Below are 17,388 nucleotides of genomic sequence, written 5' to 3'. Positions count from 1 at the left end.
GAGAGGGATTTGAAATGACCGAAGCGTTGAGTTGGACAGAAGAACAGTGGAGTGCCGTAAACAAGGCCGTCCATGATGAGGCGCTTCGTGCGCGGGTGGCCGCAAGCTTTCTGCCTCTGTACGGGCCGCTGCCTGCGGACACGCAATCTGTTCCTCTGAACAAGCTGGATCTGGTCGACAGCTCATCCGGTGCATCCAAGCGCCTGGACGTGAACGACTATGATACCCTGCGTCTTACAACCGTTTCGGTGAACGTGTATCTGAAGGGCGCCCAGGTGGCTGATCCTGAACTGGCTGCGGCTTTGATCATGTTCCGCCGCGCCGCCGCCGTGGTAGCGCGAGTAGAAGATGACATCATTTTCAACGGTCAGCCCGGTGTCGGAGAGGCCCCCAAACACGCAGGTGGTGCGCCCGCCGCGTTGCCGCCGATCTATACAGTCAGCGGCGGCGGTAAGTATCCGGGATTGCTTGAGGCTGGCGAGGACTCTTCCACCTCTGCAAAGAAAAAATCCTATACCGGCCCCGAGGTTTTTGAAGCCGTCGTTGCAGGCATCAACAAGCTGGAATCGCACGGTTATCTGGGCCCCTACGCCTGTGTAATGGGCAATGGTCTGTTCCAGGCCGTTACGACCCCGTTGCCCAATTCGATGGTGCTGCCGCGCGACAGCATTCTTCCGTTCCTGGACGGGCCATTGCTGCGTTCGGGCACCCTGCCCGCAAACAAGGCGGCGCTGGTGTCCCTGCAGGGGGCTCCGGTTGAAATCGTCGTGCCCTCGGACATCGCCGTGAAGTATCTGCAAACCTCTGCCGAGGGTGAGCATGTCTTTCGCGTGCAGCAGAAATTCCACCTCAGGATCAAGGAAGCTCGGGCCATCTGCACCATCACGTGCTGACCGGAGATCGGGTCGTGCGCGAGTTCACAGACCGGGGCGTAACCCTGCGTTGGTCCGAGGCGATCAACGCAAACGGCCTCAATCGGGTTCTGATCGAAGCAGGCCCCGCCGTGTCATCCCATGACACGGTCCGCCTGATCTGTTCGGAAAACGGTGGTCCCGAACGCGCCGTTCGTGGGTGGCCTGTGTCGCGTGATCCGCAAACCGGGTTTCAGCAATTTGCTGCCCTCCTGCCCTCGGTGGCGCAGGAAAAATCTTTGTCCTGGCGACCAGTGCTGACTTCGGGTGGGCGCGAGTATGACCCGGGGCCGGAAAAAGCACCTGAAGCCGCCCAGCAAGATCCCAAAAAACCTGCTGCGCAATCGCCGGTTCTGGAACATGTCGCCAAGTTCATCGTGCCATTCGACGGCAATTTTCACCCTTCGGGCGAGACACCGGACGGGATTTGGTTGCATTTCCGGATAAAACAGGGCGGCACCGTCGAAGGCGCGAATGTAAGTGGGACGATCGAACCGGTTGGCGGCGACTGGATGCGCGTGCGGTCGGACGGTGTGGGTCTTCTTCATGCCAAGGCGCTCATCAAGCCTTCTGGCGGGGGCGCGCCGATCCTGTTTGAAGATACAGGCGTGTGTGATTTCGGCCCCAATGGCTATGCGGCGTTGTCCAAGGGCAACCTGCCCGATTCGGCCCCGGTGCGGCTTGCCCCGCGCTATGTGACTTCGAACCCGCATTACGCCTGGATGAACAGGTTGCAGGGATTTGGCATTGGCGAAGCCAGCCTGTCGGACATCACCCTGCGCTTTGACGTCTATTCCGCGAAAGGAACTTCCGATGCCTGAAAAGGTTGTCATTCTAGGCGGTGGCGTGGCCGGCATGAGCGCCGCGCATGAACTGATTGAACGCGGTTTCGAGGTAGAGATCCACGAGCGCCAACTGATCCCCGGCGGCAAAGCCCGCAGCATCCCCGTTATGAAGGGCGAAGGGGATCACGGCTCGAAGGCGAAACACATCAAGGCGCTGGAAAAATGGGCCGAGATGGACGGCGCCAAATATCCGCCCGGCGTGAAACGTCCTTGGCTGCCCGGTGAGCATGGGTTCCGGTTTTTCCCGAACTTTTATCGACATATCACGGACACGATGGCCCGCACGCCCTATTATGACAAAGGCACCTGTTTCGACAATCTGGTCCCGACCACTCAGGTTCTGGTCAGCCAGTTCGACAAACCGGGTATCATTGTCCCGGAACGGTTTCCTCGTACGCTCAAGGATGTGGCGGATACATTCAAGACCATTGCCTTCGCGCTCTCTCCGCGCGACCAGATCGCCTATGAGGATGTCGAACATTTTGTCGCCTGTATGTGGCGGATCGCGACCTCCTGCAAGGAGCGTCGGTTCGACGAATATGAACGCATTGGCTGGTGGGATTTCATCGGCGCCGAAGATCGCTCGGAAGCCTATCAGAAATTTCTTGCCATCGGCCTGACCCGGTCATTGGTGGCTGCCAAGGCGACAACCGCCAGCACCAAGACCGTCGGGGACATTGCGGTTCAGCTTCAGTTGGGTATCGCGACGCCCGAGCCGCATTGCAACAGGTTGCTGAACGGGCCCACCAATCTTGTCTGGATACAGCCCTGGCTGGATTACCTGACAAGCAATGGGGTCGTTTACAATTTCGACTCGAAAGTCACCGGTATCGAGTGCCGGAATGGCCGGATCGTTGGCGCGACGGTCGAACAGGATGGAGAAGAAAAGCAGGTCACCGGGGATTGGTTCATCAGTGCGATGCCGATTGAGCGCATCGCTCCGCTTGTGACCCCGGAAATGATGGCGGTTGATCCGGCGCTGGCGAAATTGCCATTGCTGGCCGATGACGTGCAATGGATGAACGGCATTCAGTTCTATCTGACCAAGGAGGTCGAACTGACCCATGGCCACGTTATCTTCATCGACAGCCCATGGGCTTTGACGGCCGTGTCGCAAAAACAGTTCTGGCCGGGCATCAATTTCGAAAACTGGGCGGAAGGCAAGACCAAGGGCCTGTTGTCGATCGACATTTCCGAATGGGACAAGCCGGGTCTGAACGGCAAGACAGCGCGCGATTGCAGCCGGGAAGAGATTGCCAGCGAGGTCTGGGAGCAGCTCAAGCGCAGCATCAACGTGGATGGGGAAACCGTTCTGCGCGATGAGGATATGCATTACTGGTTCCTCGATCCCGACATTGTTCAGGACCCGAACGATCCGAAGCGTCAAAGCAATGTCGAACCTCTGCTAGTTAATCGCATCAACAGCTGGCGATTGCGCCCGGACGCAGCCACCTTGATCCCGAATTTCTTTCTGGCATCGGATTACGTGCGCACGTTTACCGATCTTGCCACCATGGAGGGCGCGAACGAAGCGGCGCGCCGGGCTGTCAACGCAATCCTACAGCGCAGCGGATCGGATGCGGAGCCCTGCCAAATCTGGGATCTGCATGAGCCGGACATCCTGAAACCGCTGCGTGCCTACGATTATGCCCGCTACCAGGCCGGCTTGCCGTGGGACAACCGCTTCGCGATGGCGGTGGAAGCGGCGCTGAAAATGGGTCAAGACACGGCAGGAATAGATCGTGGCGGAGATGGCCCTCTTGCCGTGATCGGTGAACCGGCGGCGGAATACTCAAAACCCGGCGGCATTACCGAAGACCCTGCGATTGCAGAAGCGCTGCGCATGATCTGCCCGCCCAAAGAGCTGTTCGATCTCATTGCCAACTACGAACCCACTGCTGATCTGCCGATCCCCGGGGACGAGTTGGCCGAAGATGTCGCATACGATCTGGGTCGGGACAGTGGTCAGTCGGATGTCTTGTCCAGAGCTTTACCGATGACAGATACTCCGTTTTCCTCTCTCGGCAACGACGCTGGCCCGTCCGGCGGGCGGGAAAACAGAAGCCGCGTGATCATCACCCAAAAGGGCTGAGCCTGTGAAATCCGGAACCGCGCATTTGGATCCTGCGGCACAGCAGGACTTTCTGAAAACGCTGACCTCTTACGGGGATCGGGCGCGCGACACGCTTTTGGGTCTTTTGCCGACCGGAGAGCCTCAGGCCTATTTGTATGGTCCGATGCGGGATTACATCGAAACCTCGGGCAAGGGGTTGCGGCCCGCGCTGTTGCTGGCCACATGCGAAGCCTTCGGCGGCAACAGCGAGAATGCGAGGGTGTCGGCCGCTGTTCTTGAGTTGCTGCACAATGCCTTTCTGATCCACGATGACATCGAAGATCAAAGCGATTTCAGGCGTGGGCGTGAATGTATGCACAAACGGCTTGGGGTTCCTTTGGCGATCAACACCGGCGACGGGATGCAATCGCTTGCCCTGCGCCTGCTGCGTCAGAACCTTGGGCCGTTGGGTTTGGAAACTGGGATGCGTGTGGTTGATGAGTTCGACCATCTGTTACAGCAATCCATCGAAGGTCAGGCGCTGGAGCTTGGCTGGATTCGTGACAACAGACTGAACGTCGATGCGTCAGACTATCTGAGGATGTGTCTGAAAAAGACATGCTGGTACAGTTTCATTCACCCCATGCGTATCGGGGCGCTGATTGCCCGGCCACAGGATGTCGCGTCCGGCGCGCTTAACCTGGATGATTTCAATGCCTTCGGGTTCTTTCTGGGCGCAGCCTTTCAGATTCAGGACGACGTGCTGAACCTTGTCGGCTCGCAAGACAAATACGGGAAAGAGATCGGCGGCGACATTTACGAAGGTAAGCGCACACTGATGCTGGGCCAGCTTAGTTTGCAGGCTGAGGAAGCGGAACAGGCGCGGCTGGCGGATATGCTGTCAAACCCGCGCGACAGCCGTTCAACACAGGACGTCGGCTGGGTTCTGGATCGCATGAACCACTACGGATGTATCCGCTATGCGCAGGACGCGGCGAATGACCTGTTGTCATCGGCGCGTCGCGAATTTGCTCAGGTGTTTGCCAACGCGGAAGAAGCGCCGCGTGCGTTTCTGGGGCAATTCATGGATTATCTCGTGACCCGTCAGGTCTGAGCGCCCGCAATATCAAACACCACGACAAGCGAGGTCTGATCCGTTCCGGTGCAGGCGATCCGGCCGTGATATTCACCGGGCTCTGTAAGATCAGGCACGGTAACAGCGACGGCGACATCCGTAGCCTCGCCCGGATTAAGCCGGATTTGAGGTGGGATCACATTGACCCGGTTTGCGGGCAGAATCTCGCCGTTGGGATTGGTCAGATCGCCCGGTTCGAACTGCATCTCAACCGGTTCCGTGCCTTCCGGAGCTGCAAAGGACAGCAAAATGGTGGCGGTGCTGCCGGGGTGGCAGGTCTTGCGGCACCTGAACGGGCCTTCAAGACGTTTGTGCGCGCCACGCTCTGCATCCAGCACGCGGCGCGCGACATCGGAAATCGGTTGCGCGTCCAGCTGCGGCGCAATGGGGCTGACCGCACGAGGCGCACTAACGTATGGTTTTCGCTCGAAATAAGGCATGCTTAACTGTGCACGTGCAGCGCGGATCAGTAAATGGCAAATCTACCTGCCACAGCCAAAGAAAACGCCGTTTCGGCTATTTCCCTTTCCAGACCGGATCTCGTTTCTCGGCAAATGCGCGCGCGCCTTCCAATTGGTCTTCGCTGGCATAAAGGACATCCACAGTGCGCAACTGGCGCTTAGTGATGCGGTTCATGGCATCCTGAAACTTGGCGTCTTCGGCATCGCGTACGATTTCCTTGATCGCGGCATATACCAGCGGCGGCCCCGAGGCCAGAAGGCGGGCCAGTTCCCATGCGCGATCCAGCAATTGATCGGCGGCGACGATCTCGTTCACCAGACCCCATCGATTGGCCTCTTCGGCGTCGAACCACCGGCCCGTAAGCAGCAGCTCCATCGCGATGTGATAGGGAATACGCTTGGGCAGTTTGACGCTGGCCGCATCCGCGACTGTTCCTGAGCGGATTTCCGGCAAGGCGAATGTGGCGTGATCGGCGGCAAGGATCATGTCCGCCGACAAGGCCAGTTCCAGCCCGCCACCACAGGCGATGCCGTTGACGGCTGCGATCACCGGTTTGTTCAGGTCGCGCAACTCTTGCAGACCTCCGAACCCGCCGACACCGTAATCCCCGTCTACCGCATCACCTTCGGCTGCGGCTTTCAGGTCCCAGCCGGGGCAAAAGAACTTCTCACCCGCACCGGTCAGGATGGCCACGCGCAACTCAGGGTCGTCGCGAAATTCGGTAAAGACCTCGCCCATTCTGCGGCTGGTGGCCAGATCGATGGCATTGGCCTTGGGGCGGTCCAATGTCACCTCAAGGATTGTTCCGTCGCGGCGGGTTTTAATCGGGTCCATATCTCAGGCCTTTCTTATCAGGGCATCCACGGCAACCGCCTTGTCCGGCGTGCACAGGAGGGGGTTAATCTCGACCTCGCCAAGCGTGTCGGCATTTTGCATCACATAGGCCTGAACAGCCTCGACCGCGGCAACAATCGCTTCCATATCAGCCGCCGGTTGGCCGCGATAGCCCGCCAGCAAGGGGGCGATTTTCAATTGGCCAAGCGCGGTGCGGATGTCCTCGGGCGGGCTGGGTACCAGCGTCGACACTGTGTCGCGCAGGACTTCGGTCAGCACGCCCCCTGCCCCCAATGTCAGGACAAACCCATGCGCGGGGTCACGAACAACACCGACCAGCAGTTCAGCGACGGTTCCGATGATCATCTCTTCGATCAGGATTTCATTGGTGCCAATATCGGCTGCAACACAGGCCACATCCTCGGACATGATACCCAGCCGAACAGCGGCGTGTTCGGACTTGTGGGCCAACCCAACGCCTTTGACGGCAAATGGGGCCTGCATGTCCTGCGCTGCCGCATGGGCTTCCTCTGGCCCGCGAACCGTGCGGTTTTGGGGGATGCGCAGGCCGCATTCGGCCAGTTCCTGTTTCGATTGACCTTCGGTCAAGGTTTGGGTCGCCTCAACCGTGCCCGGCAACCAGACAGGATGACCGGATGGGGTCGAGACCTTTCCTGCTGCGCGCGTGGCAGCCAACGCTTCGCGCAGTCCCATGAATGGTACAACGCCACCCGCCATCAGGTCTTGGGCGACGTCCTCCGGCAGCAGTTCAGGCAGTGTCGCAACGATTGCAAACCGAGCGCCGGTGTCCTTGCGCACTTTTAACGCTGCGCGGGTTGCACAGCTCCAGTCGGTTGGGTCAGTGGTCGGGTAGTCGACGATTGAGAACGTCAGGTCGATATCCTCGCCCGTCATGCCGGACCATGCCTGCGCCATCGCCTGTTCGTCACGCCAGATATAGGTGTGGTAATCCAGCGGGTTGTTCAGCGCCACCATCGGACCAAGCGCGTCGCGCAGGCAGGCTTTTTTATCATCGCTCAGCTGCGGGAAGGTCAGGCCGGTGCCGACGGCCATGTCTGCGATCAGGCTCGCCTCACCCCCCGAACAGCTGATCGACGCGATGTTACCGCCGGGGAGCGGCCCGTAGCAGTGCAGCAGTTTCAGCGTTTCTAGGAAATCCGGCAACGTCGAAAGACGCGGGATGCCCAACCGGTCCAGCAGCGCCTGTGCGCCTGCGTCGCTGCCCGCCAGAGACGCGGTATGAGAGACGGTTGCGGCCTGTGCCTGTTCCGACGCGCCGACTTTGAGGGCGACCAGCGGGATGCCCTTTGCATGGGCCTTGGCGGCCAGCGCCTCCCATTCCCGGATGTCCTTGAAACCTTCGATATGCAGGCCCACGGCTGTTACGCGCGGATCGTCGATCAGACCCGAGGCGATCTCGGCCTGACTGGTCTGGGCCATGTTTCCGCAGGCCAACATGTAGGCAATCGGCAACCCGCGTTTCTGCATGGTCAGGTTGATCGAGATGTTCGAACTTTGCGTCAGGATCGCCACGCCCTTGTCCACAGGCGTCGCCCCGTGCTGATCCGGCCACAGCAGGGCCCCGTCCAGCGCGTTGATATAGCCATAACAGTTCGGGCCAAGAATGGGCATGTCACCGGCTGCAGCGATTAGCTGGTCTTGCAGGTCTCCGCCGGTGTCATCTTCGGCGACGGCCTCGGAAAAGCCCGAGGCGAAGCACACCGCCCCGCCCGCGCCCATGCTGGACAGGATGTGAACCGCCTCAATCGTGGCGTGGCGGTTGATGCCGATGAACACAGCGTCCGGGGCTTCGGGCAAGTCTTCGATGTGGCCGAAGACCTTATGGCCAGCAATCTCCGAGGCTTTGGGGTGTACCGGCCAGATTTGACCGGCATAGCCCATGCGTTCGGATTGCAGAATAACCTGCTGGCACCAGGCACCGCCGCCAATGACCGCGATGGTTTTCGGACGCAATAGCCGGGTAAGATCTTTGTTCATGGTCAGGCGCCCAGCGGACGCAGAAGATCACGGCTGATGATGTGGCGCTGAATTTCACTGGTGCCGTCCCAGATGCGCTCGACCCGTGCATCGCGCCAGAACCGTTCGATCGGGAAGTCATCCATCAAACCCATACCACCATAGACTTGCAGAGTTGCATCCGTCACCCGCGCCAGCGTTTCCGAAGCATAGAGCTTGGCCGAGGCAATCTCGCGATTTGACGGCAGGTTTTGATCCAGACGCCACGCGGCAGCAAGGGTCAGCCAGTCGGCGGCGTCGATCTCGGTGATCATATCTGCGATCTGAAAGCCGATGCCCTGAAACTTGCCGATGGGCTGGCCGAATTGCTTGCGCTCGGCAGCGTAGTTCAGCGCATAGTCAAAGCAGCGGCGCGCGCGACCGACCGAGAACGCCGCCACCGTCAGGCGGGTTGCATAAAGCCATTCGTTCATCACGGCAAAGCCGCCATCGACCTCGCCCAGAACCTGCGCGTCGGGCAGACGGCAATTGTCGAAATACAGGATGTAGTTCTTGTAGCCCTTGTGGCTGACCGAGTTATAGCCCTCGCGCACTTCGAACCCCGGAGTACCGCGATCCACCAGAAAGGTAGTGATGCGCTTTTTAGGGCCTTTCGGGGTTTCGTCCACGCCCGTTGCGATGAAGACAATGAAGAAATCCGCGTGTTCCGCGCCTGAGATGAAGTGTTTCGACCCGTTGACAACCCAGTCGCCACCATCACGCACCGCCTGGCATTTCATGCCGCGCACGTCCGACCCGGCATCCGGTTCGGTCATCGCGAGGGCATCCATCCTGTCGCCCCGCACGGCGGGCAGCAGATAGCGTTCGCGCTGCTCGTCATTGCAAGCCATCAGGATGTTCTGCGGACGGCCAAAGAAATGCGTCAGCGCCATCGAACCACGGCCAAGTTCCCGTTCGACCAGAGTAAAATCCAGATGCGAGAGGCCGGCACCGCCGACTTCCTCGGGGAAATTACAGGCGTAAAAGCCCAGATCGATACATTTCTGCTTGATCTCATTGCCCAATTCTTTCGGGACGGTACCGCTGCGTTCGACCGCGTCTTCATGCGGGTAGATTTCGTTTTCAACAAAGCTGCGGACCGTCGAGACGATCATGTCCTGTTCTTCTGTCAGACCAAACTGCATGGCGCGTGTTCCCTGAATCGGTGGTTGACCCAACAAACGTCATCAATCATGGTCACGATATGCAGAATTGATACCATATCATGCCAAATTCGAAAATTTTAACGCAACAATACAATATCCTGCTCTTCAACGGGTTCTCGAACCACTGCCTTGCAAACATGGTTGAACCGCTCAGGGCGGCGAATAACCTGTCCAGGCAGGTTTTGTATGCGTGGAAATTCTGCTCCGTCGACGGCGCGCCGGTGCAAAGCTCCAGCGGTCTTGTTGTCACTCCGAATGGTGCAATCTCCGATCAGCACGGCGACGTTCTGGTTGTTATGCCTTCATATGGCTATCTAAAGCTGGATTCGCGTTCGACCACGCGTGCCGTGCTGGCGGCGGCACGGAAACATCGGCAGGTCGCAGGTCTGGATACCGGAAGCTGGCTGCTGGCCCGTGCCGGATTGCTGGATGAACACCGGGCGACCATTCACTGGGATGAGTTGTCGCGGTTCGAAGAGAGATTTCCGGCCGTCGATGTGGTTCAGGAACGCTTTGTGATCGACCGCAACCGCCTGACCTGTACCGGTGCCATGGCTGCGTACGATCTGGCCTCGGCCCTTATTCGCAGAGATCACGGCCCGCTGTTGTCCATGGAGGTTGGACATCTGCTGATGGGCCGGAATGGGCGGGACAATTATGCCCTGCCCCTGAAATCCGAAGACACTCTGGTCAACCGGGCATTGGTCGTCATGCAAGCGAATATTGAGACACCGCTGTCCATCCGGGAGGTGGCCCGGAAAATCGGGTGCTCGCAGAAACGGATCGAAACGCGTGTTCAGGCGGAACTCAAAACCACGCCGCAGGCGCTGTATCGCCGCCTGCGCCTGAATCTGGCGCGCAATCTGGCAGAAGACACCGAGCAATCCATCACCGAGATTGCCGGGCGTTGTGGATATGAAAACGCCAGCGCGATGACGCGCGCGTTCAAGGCCGAATTCGGTCAGACACCGACGGCGTTCCGGAACGGGACCTTTTCCGAGCATTGACGGTGCAGACAGCGACAGCGCGCTTCTTCAGTCATGCCGTGCAGGTCATTCCAGAGAAACCCACAATACTTTGGCGTCCTCCTCGCTGGTCGAGATGCAGCCATGGCCCATGCCGCTGTCGTAATAAAGCGAGTCGCCAGCCTTCATCGGCAAGGGGCGGTAGTGTTCGGATACGAAGATCAGTTCACCGCTGAGCACATACATGAATTCTTCGCCAGAATGTCGAATCCAGGTCTCGAACTCTGAAAGATCGCGGGCTTTGATTGTTGCAATGTAAGGCAACATGCGTTTGCTGGTCAGTTCCGGACACAGCAGTTCGTGCATGTATGTGGGCGTGGATTTGATTTCCCCCTCGCCTTTCGGAGTGAAATCACGTCGTCCGGAAATTCCCGACGGGCCTGACTGACCCGACTGCAGAAACAGCTGCGGTGTGCTCATATCCAGCGCCTGAGTCAGGCGCCGTACAATGTCAAAACTTGGCCGTGTCTGGTTGTTTTCGATCTTCGACAGCGTGGACCGACCGATTCCCGCAGCACGGCCCGCTTCCTCCAAAGTCCATCCTTTTGCACGCCGCGCGTCGCGGATGGAACGCCCCAGCGCCTCGCCTTCGTCCAAAGGTTCCTGTCCGGAAACATCACTTCGGCCTTCCTCGCCCATCGAATTCTCCTTGTTTTATCAAAGGGTACAGGTTTCTTCACACAGTCGCAACTTCCTGAATGAGAGATTTTTGTTGCTTTTTGTTCCCATTTTCCACTATTGGAAACAAAGTTTCGTACTTGGGATTCGGAACGAGAGGAGGAGACAATGTTCAAAACGTCGCTAGTTGAAGCAGATCCGGTAATCGCTGCGTCGATCTCACGCGAGGGAACGCGTCAGGCGGAACAGATCGAATTGATCGCTTCCGAAAACATTGTCTCGAAAGCAGTGATCGAAGCTCAGGGTTCGGTGCTGACCAATAAGTATGCCGAAGGTTATCCGGGGCGCCGTTACTACGGTGGGTGTGAATACGTCGATGAGGTCGAAGTTGAGGCCATCGAACGGCTCAAGAAACTGTTCGGCTGTAATTTTGCGAACGTTCAGCCTCATTCCGGTGCCCAGGCCAATGGCGCGGTCAAGCTGGCGTTGCTGAGCCCGGGCGACACCATTCTCGGTATGTCGCTGGATGCGGGCGGCCACCTGACCCATGGCGCGAAGCCTGCCCAATCCGGCAAGTGGTTTCGGCCTGTACAGTATGGCCTGACCGATGCGGGTCTGATCGACTATGATCAGGTCGCGGAATTGGCCCGGGCGGAAAAGCCCAAGCTGATCATCGCCGGGGCGTCAGCCTATTCCCAGAAAATCGACTTTGCCAAGTTCCGCGAAATCGCGGATGAGGTCGGCGCGTGGTTGCTGGCCGACATGGCCCACATCGCCGGGCTGGTGGCGACCGGCCTGCACCCCTCGCCCATGGGGCATGCGCATATCGTGACCTCAACCACGCACAAAACCCTGCGCGGTCCCCGCGGTGGCATCATTCTGACCAATGACGAGGCGCTGGCGAAAAAGATCAACTCGGCCGTCTTCCCCGGCCTTCAGGGTGGCCCGCTGATGCACGTGATCGCAGGCAAGGCGGTTGCTTTTGGCGAGGCGTTGAAACCCGAGTTCAAGGAATACATGCAGCGTGTCGTCGACAGCGCTTCGGCTTTGGCGAACGTCATGATGGCGCGCGGATGTGACATCGTTTCCGGCGGCACCGAGAACCACCTGATGCTGGTCGATCTACGCCCCGTCGGCGTGACCGGCAAGGATGCCGAAGCGGCGCTGGAGCGTGCCGGTTTCACCTGCAACAAGAACAGCGTTCCCGGTGATCCGGAAAAGCCCACAATCACCAGCGGCATCCGTCTGGGCACCGCCGCCGGATGCAGCCGTGGCTTTGGCCCGGAAGAGTTCAAGCGGATCGGTCATCTGATCGGCGATGTTCTGGATGCGCTCGCACAGTCGCCGGAAGGTGACGCCGCCGTCGAACAGGAAACCCGCGAAAAGGTTCGCGCGCTCTGCGCAAGCCACCCGATTTACTGAAAGTACGCGAAATGAATACCTACGATCTCATCGTTATCGGGGGCGGACCGGGCGGCTATGTCGCTGCGATCCGCGCGGCTCAGCTGGGTATGAAAGTGGCCTGCGTCGAAGGGCGCGGCGCACTTGGCGGCACCTGTCTGAACGTAGGGTGCATCCCCTCCAAAGCGTTGCTGACCTCCTCGGCCAAATATGCCGAGCTTGCGCATCTCTCCTCCCACGGCATTGCCGTCGAGGGGGCCAGCATCGACGTTGGCGCGATGATGGAGCGCAAGGACAAGATCGTCGGAGATCTGACAAAGGGCATTGGGTTCCTGTTCAAGAAGAACGGCGTTGATCTGATCGAAGGCTGGGCCAGTATCCCCGCCGCCGGTCAGGTCAAGGTCGGTGATGACGTATACGAGGCAAAGAACATCCTGATCGCGACCGGGTCAGAGCCGACCTCTCTGCCGGGGATCGAAATCGACGAGCAGGATGTCCTGAGCTCGACCGGTGCCATTGCGTTGGAACGCGTGCCGGATCATCTGGTTGTGATCGGTGCGGGTGTCATCGGACTGGAGCTGGGTCAGGTCTGGGCACGATTGGGTGCCAAGGTCACTGTGGTCGAATATCTGGATCGCGTTTTGCCCGGCATCGATGGCGAGATCGCCAAGCTCGCGCAGCGCGCGCTGTCCAAACGCGGATTGAAGTTCCAGCTGGGTCGCGCCCTCAAATCGGTTGAGAAAACCGAAGGTGGCCTGTCTCTGACCGTGGACCGTGTCGGCAAGGACAAGGAAGAAGTAATCGAAGCCGACAAGGTTCTGATCGCCGTAGGCCGCCGCCCGGTAACGCGTGGGCTTGGGCTGGAAGACCTGGGCGTGGCCGTGAACCCGCGTGGTTTCATCGAAGTCGATGGCACATTCCAAACTTCTGTGCCCGGCATCTATGCCATCGGTGACTGTGTTCCGGGCCCGATGCTGGCCCATAAGGCCGAAGAAGACGGCGTTGCCTGTGTCGAGATGCTGGCCGGTGAAGCTGGTCACGTCGATTACAGCACCGTGCCGGGCGTGGTCTACACGGACCCCGAGGTGGCCTCGGTCGGTTTGACGGAAGAGGCCCTGAAAGAAGCCGGTATCGAATACGCTGTCGGCAAGTTTGCCTTCATGGCCAACTCGCGCGCGCGCTCGACTGGTGACACCGATGGTGCGGTCAAGGTGCTGGCGGATTCCGACGGCAAGATCCTTGGTGCTCATATCTGCGGCGCCCATGGCGGCGACCTGATCGCCGAGCTGGTTCTGGCCATGACCAAAGGCGCAACCGTGTCCGAGGTCGCCTCCACCTGTCATGCACACCCGGCCATGGGCGAGGCGGTCAAAGAAGCCTGCCTTGACGCCATGGGTCGCGCGATCCACGCGTAAGGAAGGGCAGCCAGATGACCATCCAGCTTCGCCCCCGCCACCCGGAAAAGGCCCAAAAAGCCGACAGCGTCATTCCGCGCAAACCCAAATGGATTCGACGGAAGAAAATCGAGGGGCCTGAGTATTACGCAACCCGCCGCCTGATGCGCGAGCATAATCTGGCAACGGTCTGCGAAGAGGCCGCCTGCCCCAATATCGGTGAATGCTGGTCCAAGCGCCACGCCACCATGATGATCATGGGCGAGGTCTGCACCCGCGGCTGTTCTTTCTGCAACGTGGCCACCGGCCGACCGGATGCGCTGGACGTGTTCGAACCGGGTCGCGTCGCGGCAGCGGTGAAGAAATTGGGCCTGCGCCATGTGGTCATCACCTCGGTCGACCGAGATGATCTGGCCGATGGTGGGGCGGAACATGTCGCCCAGACGATCCGCGCCGTGCGCCATCAGAACCCCGGCACTACGGTCGAGGTTCTGACCCCAGATTTTCTGGGCAAGGGTAATGCTGCGGATGTGGTGTTCGATGCCGCCCCGGACGTGTTCAATCACAATCTGGAAACTGTGCCCCATCTGTATCCGACCGTCCGCCCCGGAGCGCGCTATTACGCCTCGCTGCGGCTGTTGGATGATGCCAAGCGCGCAAACCAAAATATCTTTACGAAATCAGGACTTATGGTAGGTTTGGGGGAAAGTTTGAATGACGTGCGGCAGGTCATGGACGATCTGCGTGCGGCGAATGTCGATTTCCTTACCGTGGGCCAATATTTGCAGCCCACACCAAAGCACCACCCGATTGACCGGTTTTGGTCACCCGAAGAGTTTGCCCAACTGGAACAGGTCGCCCGGTCCAAAGGGTTCTTGCACGTGTCGGCAACGCCGCTGACCCGTTCGTCGTTCCACGCGGACGAAGATTTCGCTGCCCTCAAACAGGCCCGCCAGCGGGCCATCTCCAACGGGGCATAAACCTAACGCAAATGGGAGGGAAACCATGGAAGCGTTAAATTCAATCGTAGGGGCCATAAATGGCGTCGTATGGGGGCCGCTGATGCTGGTTCTCATTCTTGGCGTCGGCTTCTTCCTGCAGGTCGGGCTGAAATTCATGCCGATCCTGCGCATTGGCACAGGTTTCAGCCTGCTGTTCAAAGGCCGTGAGGGTCAGGGCGAAGGGCAAATCAGCCCGTTCAACGCGCTGATGACCTCGCTGTCGGCGACCATCGGTACGGGGAACATCGCCGGTGTGGCCACTGCTGTCTTCCTGGGCGGTCCGGGTGCTTTGTTCTGGATGTGGATGACCGCCCTGGTGGGCATGGCCACCAAATATGCCGAGGCTGTCTGCGCGGTGAAATACCGTGAAAAGGACGAGCTGGGCAACTATGTCGGCGGCCCGATGTATTACATCAAGAACGGCCTCGGCGCGAAATGGGCCTGGCTGGGTGTTGCATTTGCCCTGTTCGGCGCAATCGCAGCCTTCGGCATCGGCAACGGCGTACAGGCCAACGGTGTTGCTCAGGTTCTGGAATCGAACTTCGGCGTGAACACCTCGGTCACCGGCGTCGTCCTGATGGTTCTGACTGCAGCCGTTATTCTGGGTGGCATCACCCGCATCGGTGCGGTTGCCGGTAAGCTGGTTCCGTTCATGGCGATTGCCTACATCATCGCGGGCCTGTTGGTTCTGCTGATCAACATCGGCAACATCGGTCACGCACTGTCGCTGGTCTTCACCTACGCCTTCACCCCCTCCGCCGCCGAAGGTGGATTTGCTGGTGCAGCCGTCTGGGCCGCCATCCGCTTTGGTGTGGCACGTGGTGTGTTCTCGAACGAAGCCGGTCTGGGTTCAGCTCCAATCGCACACGCGGCGGCCGAGACCAAAGGTCCGGTCAACCAGGGCCTGATCGCGATGCTGGGTACGTTCATCGACACCATCATCGTCTGCTCGATCACCGGTCTGGCAATCATCTCGTCCGGCGCATGGACCTCGGGTGAATCCGGGGCGGCATTGACCTCTCTGGCCTTTGCGAACTCCATTCCTGGCGGCGGTCACCTGATCGCAATCGCGCTGTCGATCTTTGCCTTCACCACCATCCTTGGCTGGTCGTTCTACGGCGAGAAATGCGTCGAGTTCCTGCTGGGCGTCAAATCCCTGATGCCGTACCGCGTGCTGTGGATCATCGCGATCTACTTCGGCGCAACCGCGGATCTGGGCTTTATCTGGCTGCTGGCAGATACGCTGAACGCCATGATGGCCATTCCGAACCTGATCGCCCTGGCCCTGCTGAGCCCGATCGTCTTCAAACTGACGAAAGAGTTCTTCGCCAGCGGAGGTCAGTCCGAGGAACCGGGCGGCTCACCAGCCGAATAATCCGGCCCTTTGAAAAAACGGGGGGCCAACCCGGCCCCCCGCCTTTGAAACAGAATTCCATATCTCGAGGAGAGATGAGATGGCCACGAAAATCCTGCTGCCCATTGATCACACTGACGACCGCTCGTGGAAAAACGCCCTGCCGCTCGCGCTGGAACAGGCACAATTCTACGGTGCCGAGTTGCATGCGGTTGCCGTCATCCCCGAGATCATCCAGCTGCCGAACCTGCCCGCCAATTATGGTGCCGGTGCCAAAGAGCACGTCCGCGACGCGGTTCAGGCCATTCTGGATCACGGCAATGCCTCAGATGTGCCTGTGCATGTCGAAGAAGGCAGCGTCTACCGCGAAATCCTGAAGCTGGCCTACAAGGACGGCTTTGATCTGATCGTCATGGCATCGACCAAAGGGGATTTTCCGAATTACGAGATTGGCCCGAACCTGGCCCGTGTCGTGCGCAACGCGCATTGCACCGTCATGGTCGTTCGTGACCAGTCCCGCTGATTGAAAGGTTGAGAAAATGACCGACATTAAGCGCACACCTTTGCATTCGTTGCATGTTGAGTTGGGAGGTAAGCTGGTTGATTTTGCTGGTTGGGAGATGCCTGTTCAGTATCCTATGGGGATTATGGGGGAGCATAAACAGTGTCGTGAGAAGGCGGCGTTGTTTGATGTGAGCCATATGGGCCAGGTGATCCTGCGAGGTGAGAATGTGGGCGCGAAGCTCGAGGCGCTGTGCCCGCAGGCCTATGCGACGCTGAAGGAAGGCAAGGCGCGGTACGGGTTCTTCACCAATGCCGAAGGCGGGATCATGGACGACCTGATCGTGTCGAATGCGGGGGATCACTACTTTGTGGTGGTGAACGCGGCGCTGCGCCATCAGGATATTCCGCATATGCGTGAGCACCTGGACGGCGTCGAAGTGACCGAGATCTTCGACCGCGCGCTGGTGGCCGTACAGGGCCCCAAAGCCGAAGACGTGGTGGGGGAACTCTGCCCCGCGGCGCGCGATCTCAAGTTCATGGAAACCACCGTGGCGGATATCAACGGTGTCGAATGCCGCATCTCGCGTCTGGGCTATACCGGCGAGGACGGGTATGAGATCTCGATCCCCGAGGACAAGGCGATTGAGG

General features: G+C 59.3%; 16 protein-coding genes. 11 read left to right on the top strand and 5 right to left on the bottom strand.

Going from position 1 to position 17,388, the window contains the following annotated elements:
• The first annotated feature begins 14 nt into the window (after positions 1-14).
• Genes ACR0LF_RS16685 through ACR0LF_RS16670 form a run of 4 tightly spaced genes read left to right on the top strand, consistent with a single transcriptional unit; the run spans position 15 to position 4,923 of the window.
• Positions 15-893, top strand: coding sequence for an encapsulin (locus tag ACR0LF_RS16685; protein ID WP_480627492.1), 879 nt, complete (start codon positions 15-17; stop codon positions 891-893).
• A 14-nt stretch (positions 894-907) separates the two neighbouring features.
• Entirely contained in the window at positions 908-1,732 is an 825-nt protein-coding gene (locus ACR0LF_RS16680) for a DUF3237 domain-containing protein (RefSeq protein WP_480577202.1), read from the top strand.
• Positions 1,725-3,848 (top strand): hydroxysqualene dehydroxylase, encoded by a 2,124-nt coding sequence (locus tag ACR0LF_RS16675; RefSeq protein ID WP_480577205.1) that lies wholly within the window; start codon positions 1,725-1,727, stop codon positions 3,846-3,848. Before ACR0LF_RS16680 ends, ACR0LF_RS16675 begins: the two co-directional genes overlap by 8 nt.
• A gap of 4 nt (positions 3,849-3,852) precedes the next feature.
• On the top strand, positions 3,853-4,923 hold the full coding sequence (locus ACR0LF_RS16670) for a polyprenyl synthetase family protein (protein ID WP_480577208.1): 1,071 nt from the start codon (positions 3,853-3,855) through the stop codon (positions 4,921-4,923).
• Here the strand turns inward: ACR0LF_RS16670 and ACR0LF_RS16665 are convergent.
• The 4 genes from ACR0LF_RS16665 to ACR0LF_RS16650 form a co-directional block, all read right to left on the bottom strand.
• A complete protein-coding gene (locus tag ACR0LF_RS16665; RefSeq protein WP_480577211.1) occupies positions 4,914-5,384 on the bottom strand; it encodes a hypothetical protein in 471 nt (156 codons plus the stop codon). The two genes, ACR0LF_RS16670 and ACR0LF_RS16665, sit on opposite strands and share 10 nt — an antisense overlap.
• Before the next feature lie 76 nt (positions 5,385-5,460).
• Complete coding sequence (locus ACR0LF_RS16660) at positions 5,461-6,240, bottom strand: carnitinyl-CoA dehydratase (protein WP_480577215.1); 780 nt, start codon at positions 6,238-6,240, stop codon at positions 5,461-5,463.
• 3 nt (positions 6,241-6,243) lie between these two features.
• Positions 6,244-8,259, bottom strand: a complete 2,016-nt coding sequence (locus ACR0LF_RS16655; RefSeq protein ID WP_480577218.1) for an acetate--CoA ligase family protein — start codon at positions 8,257-8,259, stop codon at positions 6,244-6,246.
• A gap of 2 nt (positions 8,260-8,261) precedes the next feature.
• Positions 8,262-9,422, bottom strand: a complete 1,161-nt coding sequence (locus ACR0LF_RS16650) for an acyl-CoA dehydrogenase family protein (protein WP_480577221.1) — start codon at positions 9,420-9,422, stop codon at positions 8,262-8,264.
• An 80-nt stretch (positions 9,423-9,502) separates the two neighbouring features.
• Here ACR0LF_RS16650 and ACR0LF_RS16645 point away from each other — a divergent pair, with 80 nt between their 5' ends.
• Complete coding sequence (locus ACR0LF_RS16645) at positions 9,503-10,450, top strand: GlxA family transcriptional regulator (RefSeq protein ID WP_480577224.1); 948 nt, start codon at positions 9,503-9,505, stop codon at positions 10,448-10,450.
• 45 nt (positions 10,451-10,495) lie between these two features.
• On the opposite strand, the gene ACR0LF_RS16640 is transcribed toward ACR0LF_RS16645, so the two are convergent.
• Positions 10,496-11,107, bottom strand: a complete 612-nt coding sequence (locus ACR0LF_RS16640) for a helix-turn-helix domain-containing protein (RefSeq protein WP_480577227.1) — start codon at positions 11,105-11,107, stop codon at positions 10,496-10,498.
• A 147-nt stretch (positions 11,108-11,254) separates the two neighbouring features.
• Here ACR0LF_RS16640 and glyA point away from each other — a divergent pair, with 147 nt between their 5' ends.
• The 6 genes from glyA to ACR0LF_RS16610 form a co-directional block, all read left to right on the top strand.
• On the top strand, positions 11,255-12,508 hold the full coding sequence (gene glyA, locus ACR0LF_RS16635) for a serine hydroxymethyltransferase (protein WP_480577230.1): 1,254 nt from the start codon (positions 11,255-11,257) through the stop codon (positions 12,506-12,508).
• Between the two features lie 11 nt (positions 12,509-12,519).
• Positions 12,520-13,902, top strand: coding sequence for a dihydrolipoyl dehydrogenase (gene lpdA, locus ACR0LF_RS16630; RefSeq protein ID WP_480577233.1), 1,383 nt, complete (start codon positions 12,520-12,522; stop codon positions 13,900-13,902).
• 14 nt (positions 13,903-13,916) lie between these two features.
• Positions 13,917-14,861, top strand: coding sequence for a lipoyl synthase (gene lipA, locus ACR0LF_RS16625; RefSeq protein ID WP_480577236.1), 945 nt, complete (start codon positions 13,917-13,919; stop codon positions 14,859-14,861).
• A gap of 25 nt (positions 14,862-14,886) precedes the next feature.
• Complete coding sequence (locus ACR0LF_RS16620) at positions 14,887-16,257, top strand: alanine/glycine:cation symporter family protein (RefSeq protein WP_480577239.1); 1,371 nt, start codon at positions 14,887-14,889, stop codon at positions 16,255-16,257.
• 79 nt (positions 16,258-16,336) lie between these two features.
• On the top strand, positions 16,337-16,759 hold the full coding sequence (locus ACR0LF_RS16615) for a universal stress protein (protein ID WP_480577242.1): 423 nt from the start codon (positions 16,337-16,339) through the stop codon (positions 16,757-16,759).
• Between the two features lie 16 nt (positions 16,760-16,775).
• Positions 16,776-17,388: aminomethyltransferase family protein (locus ACR0LF_RS16610; protein WP_480577245.1), on the top strand; the 613-nt coding region annotated here is incomplete at its 3' end.

The sequence above is a fragment of the Ruegeria sp. E8 genome (assembly GCF_056533985.1).
The sequence above is the reverse complement of the archived record's forward strand: the minus strand, read 5'-3'. Positions and strand labels throughout refer to the sequence as shown.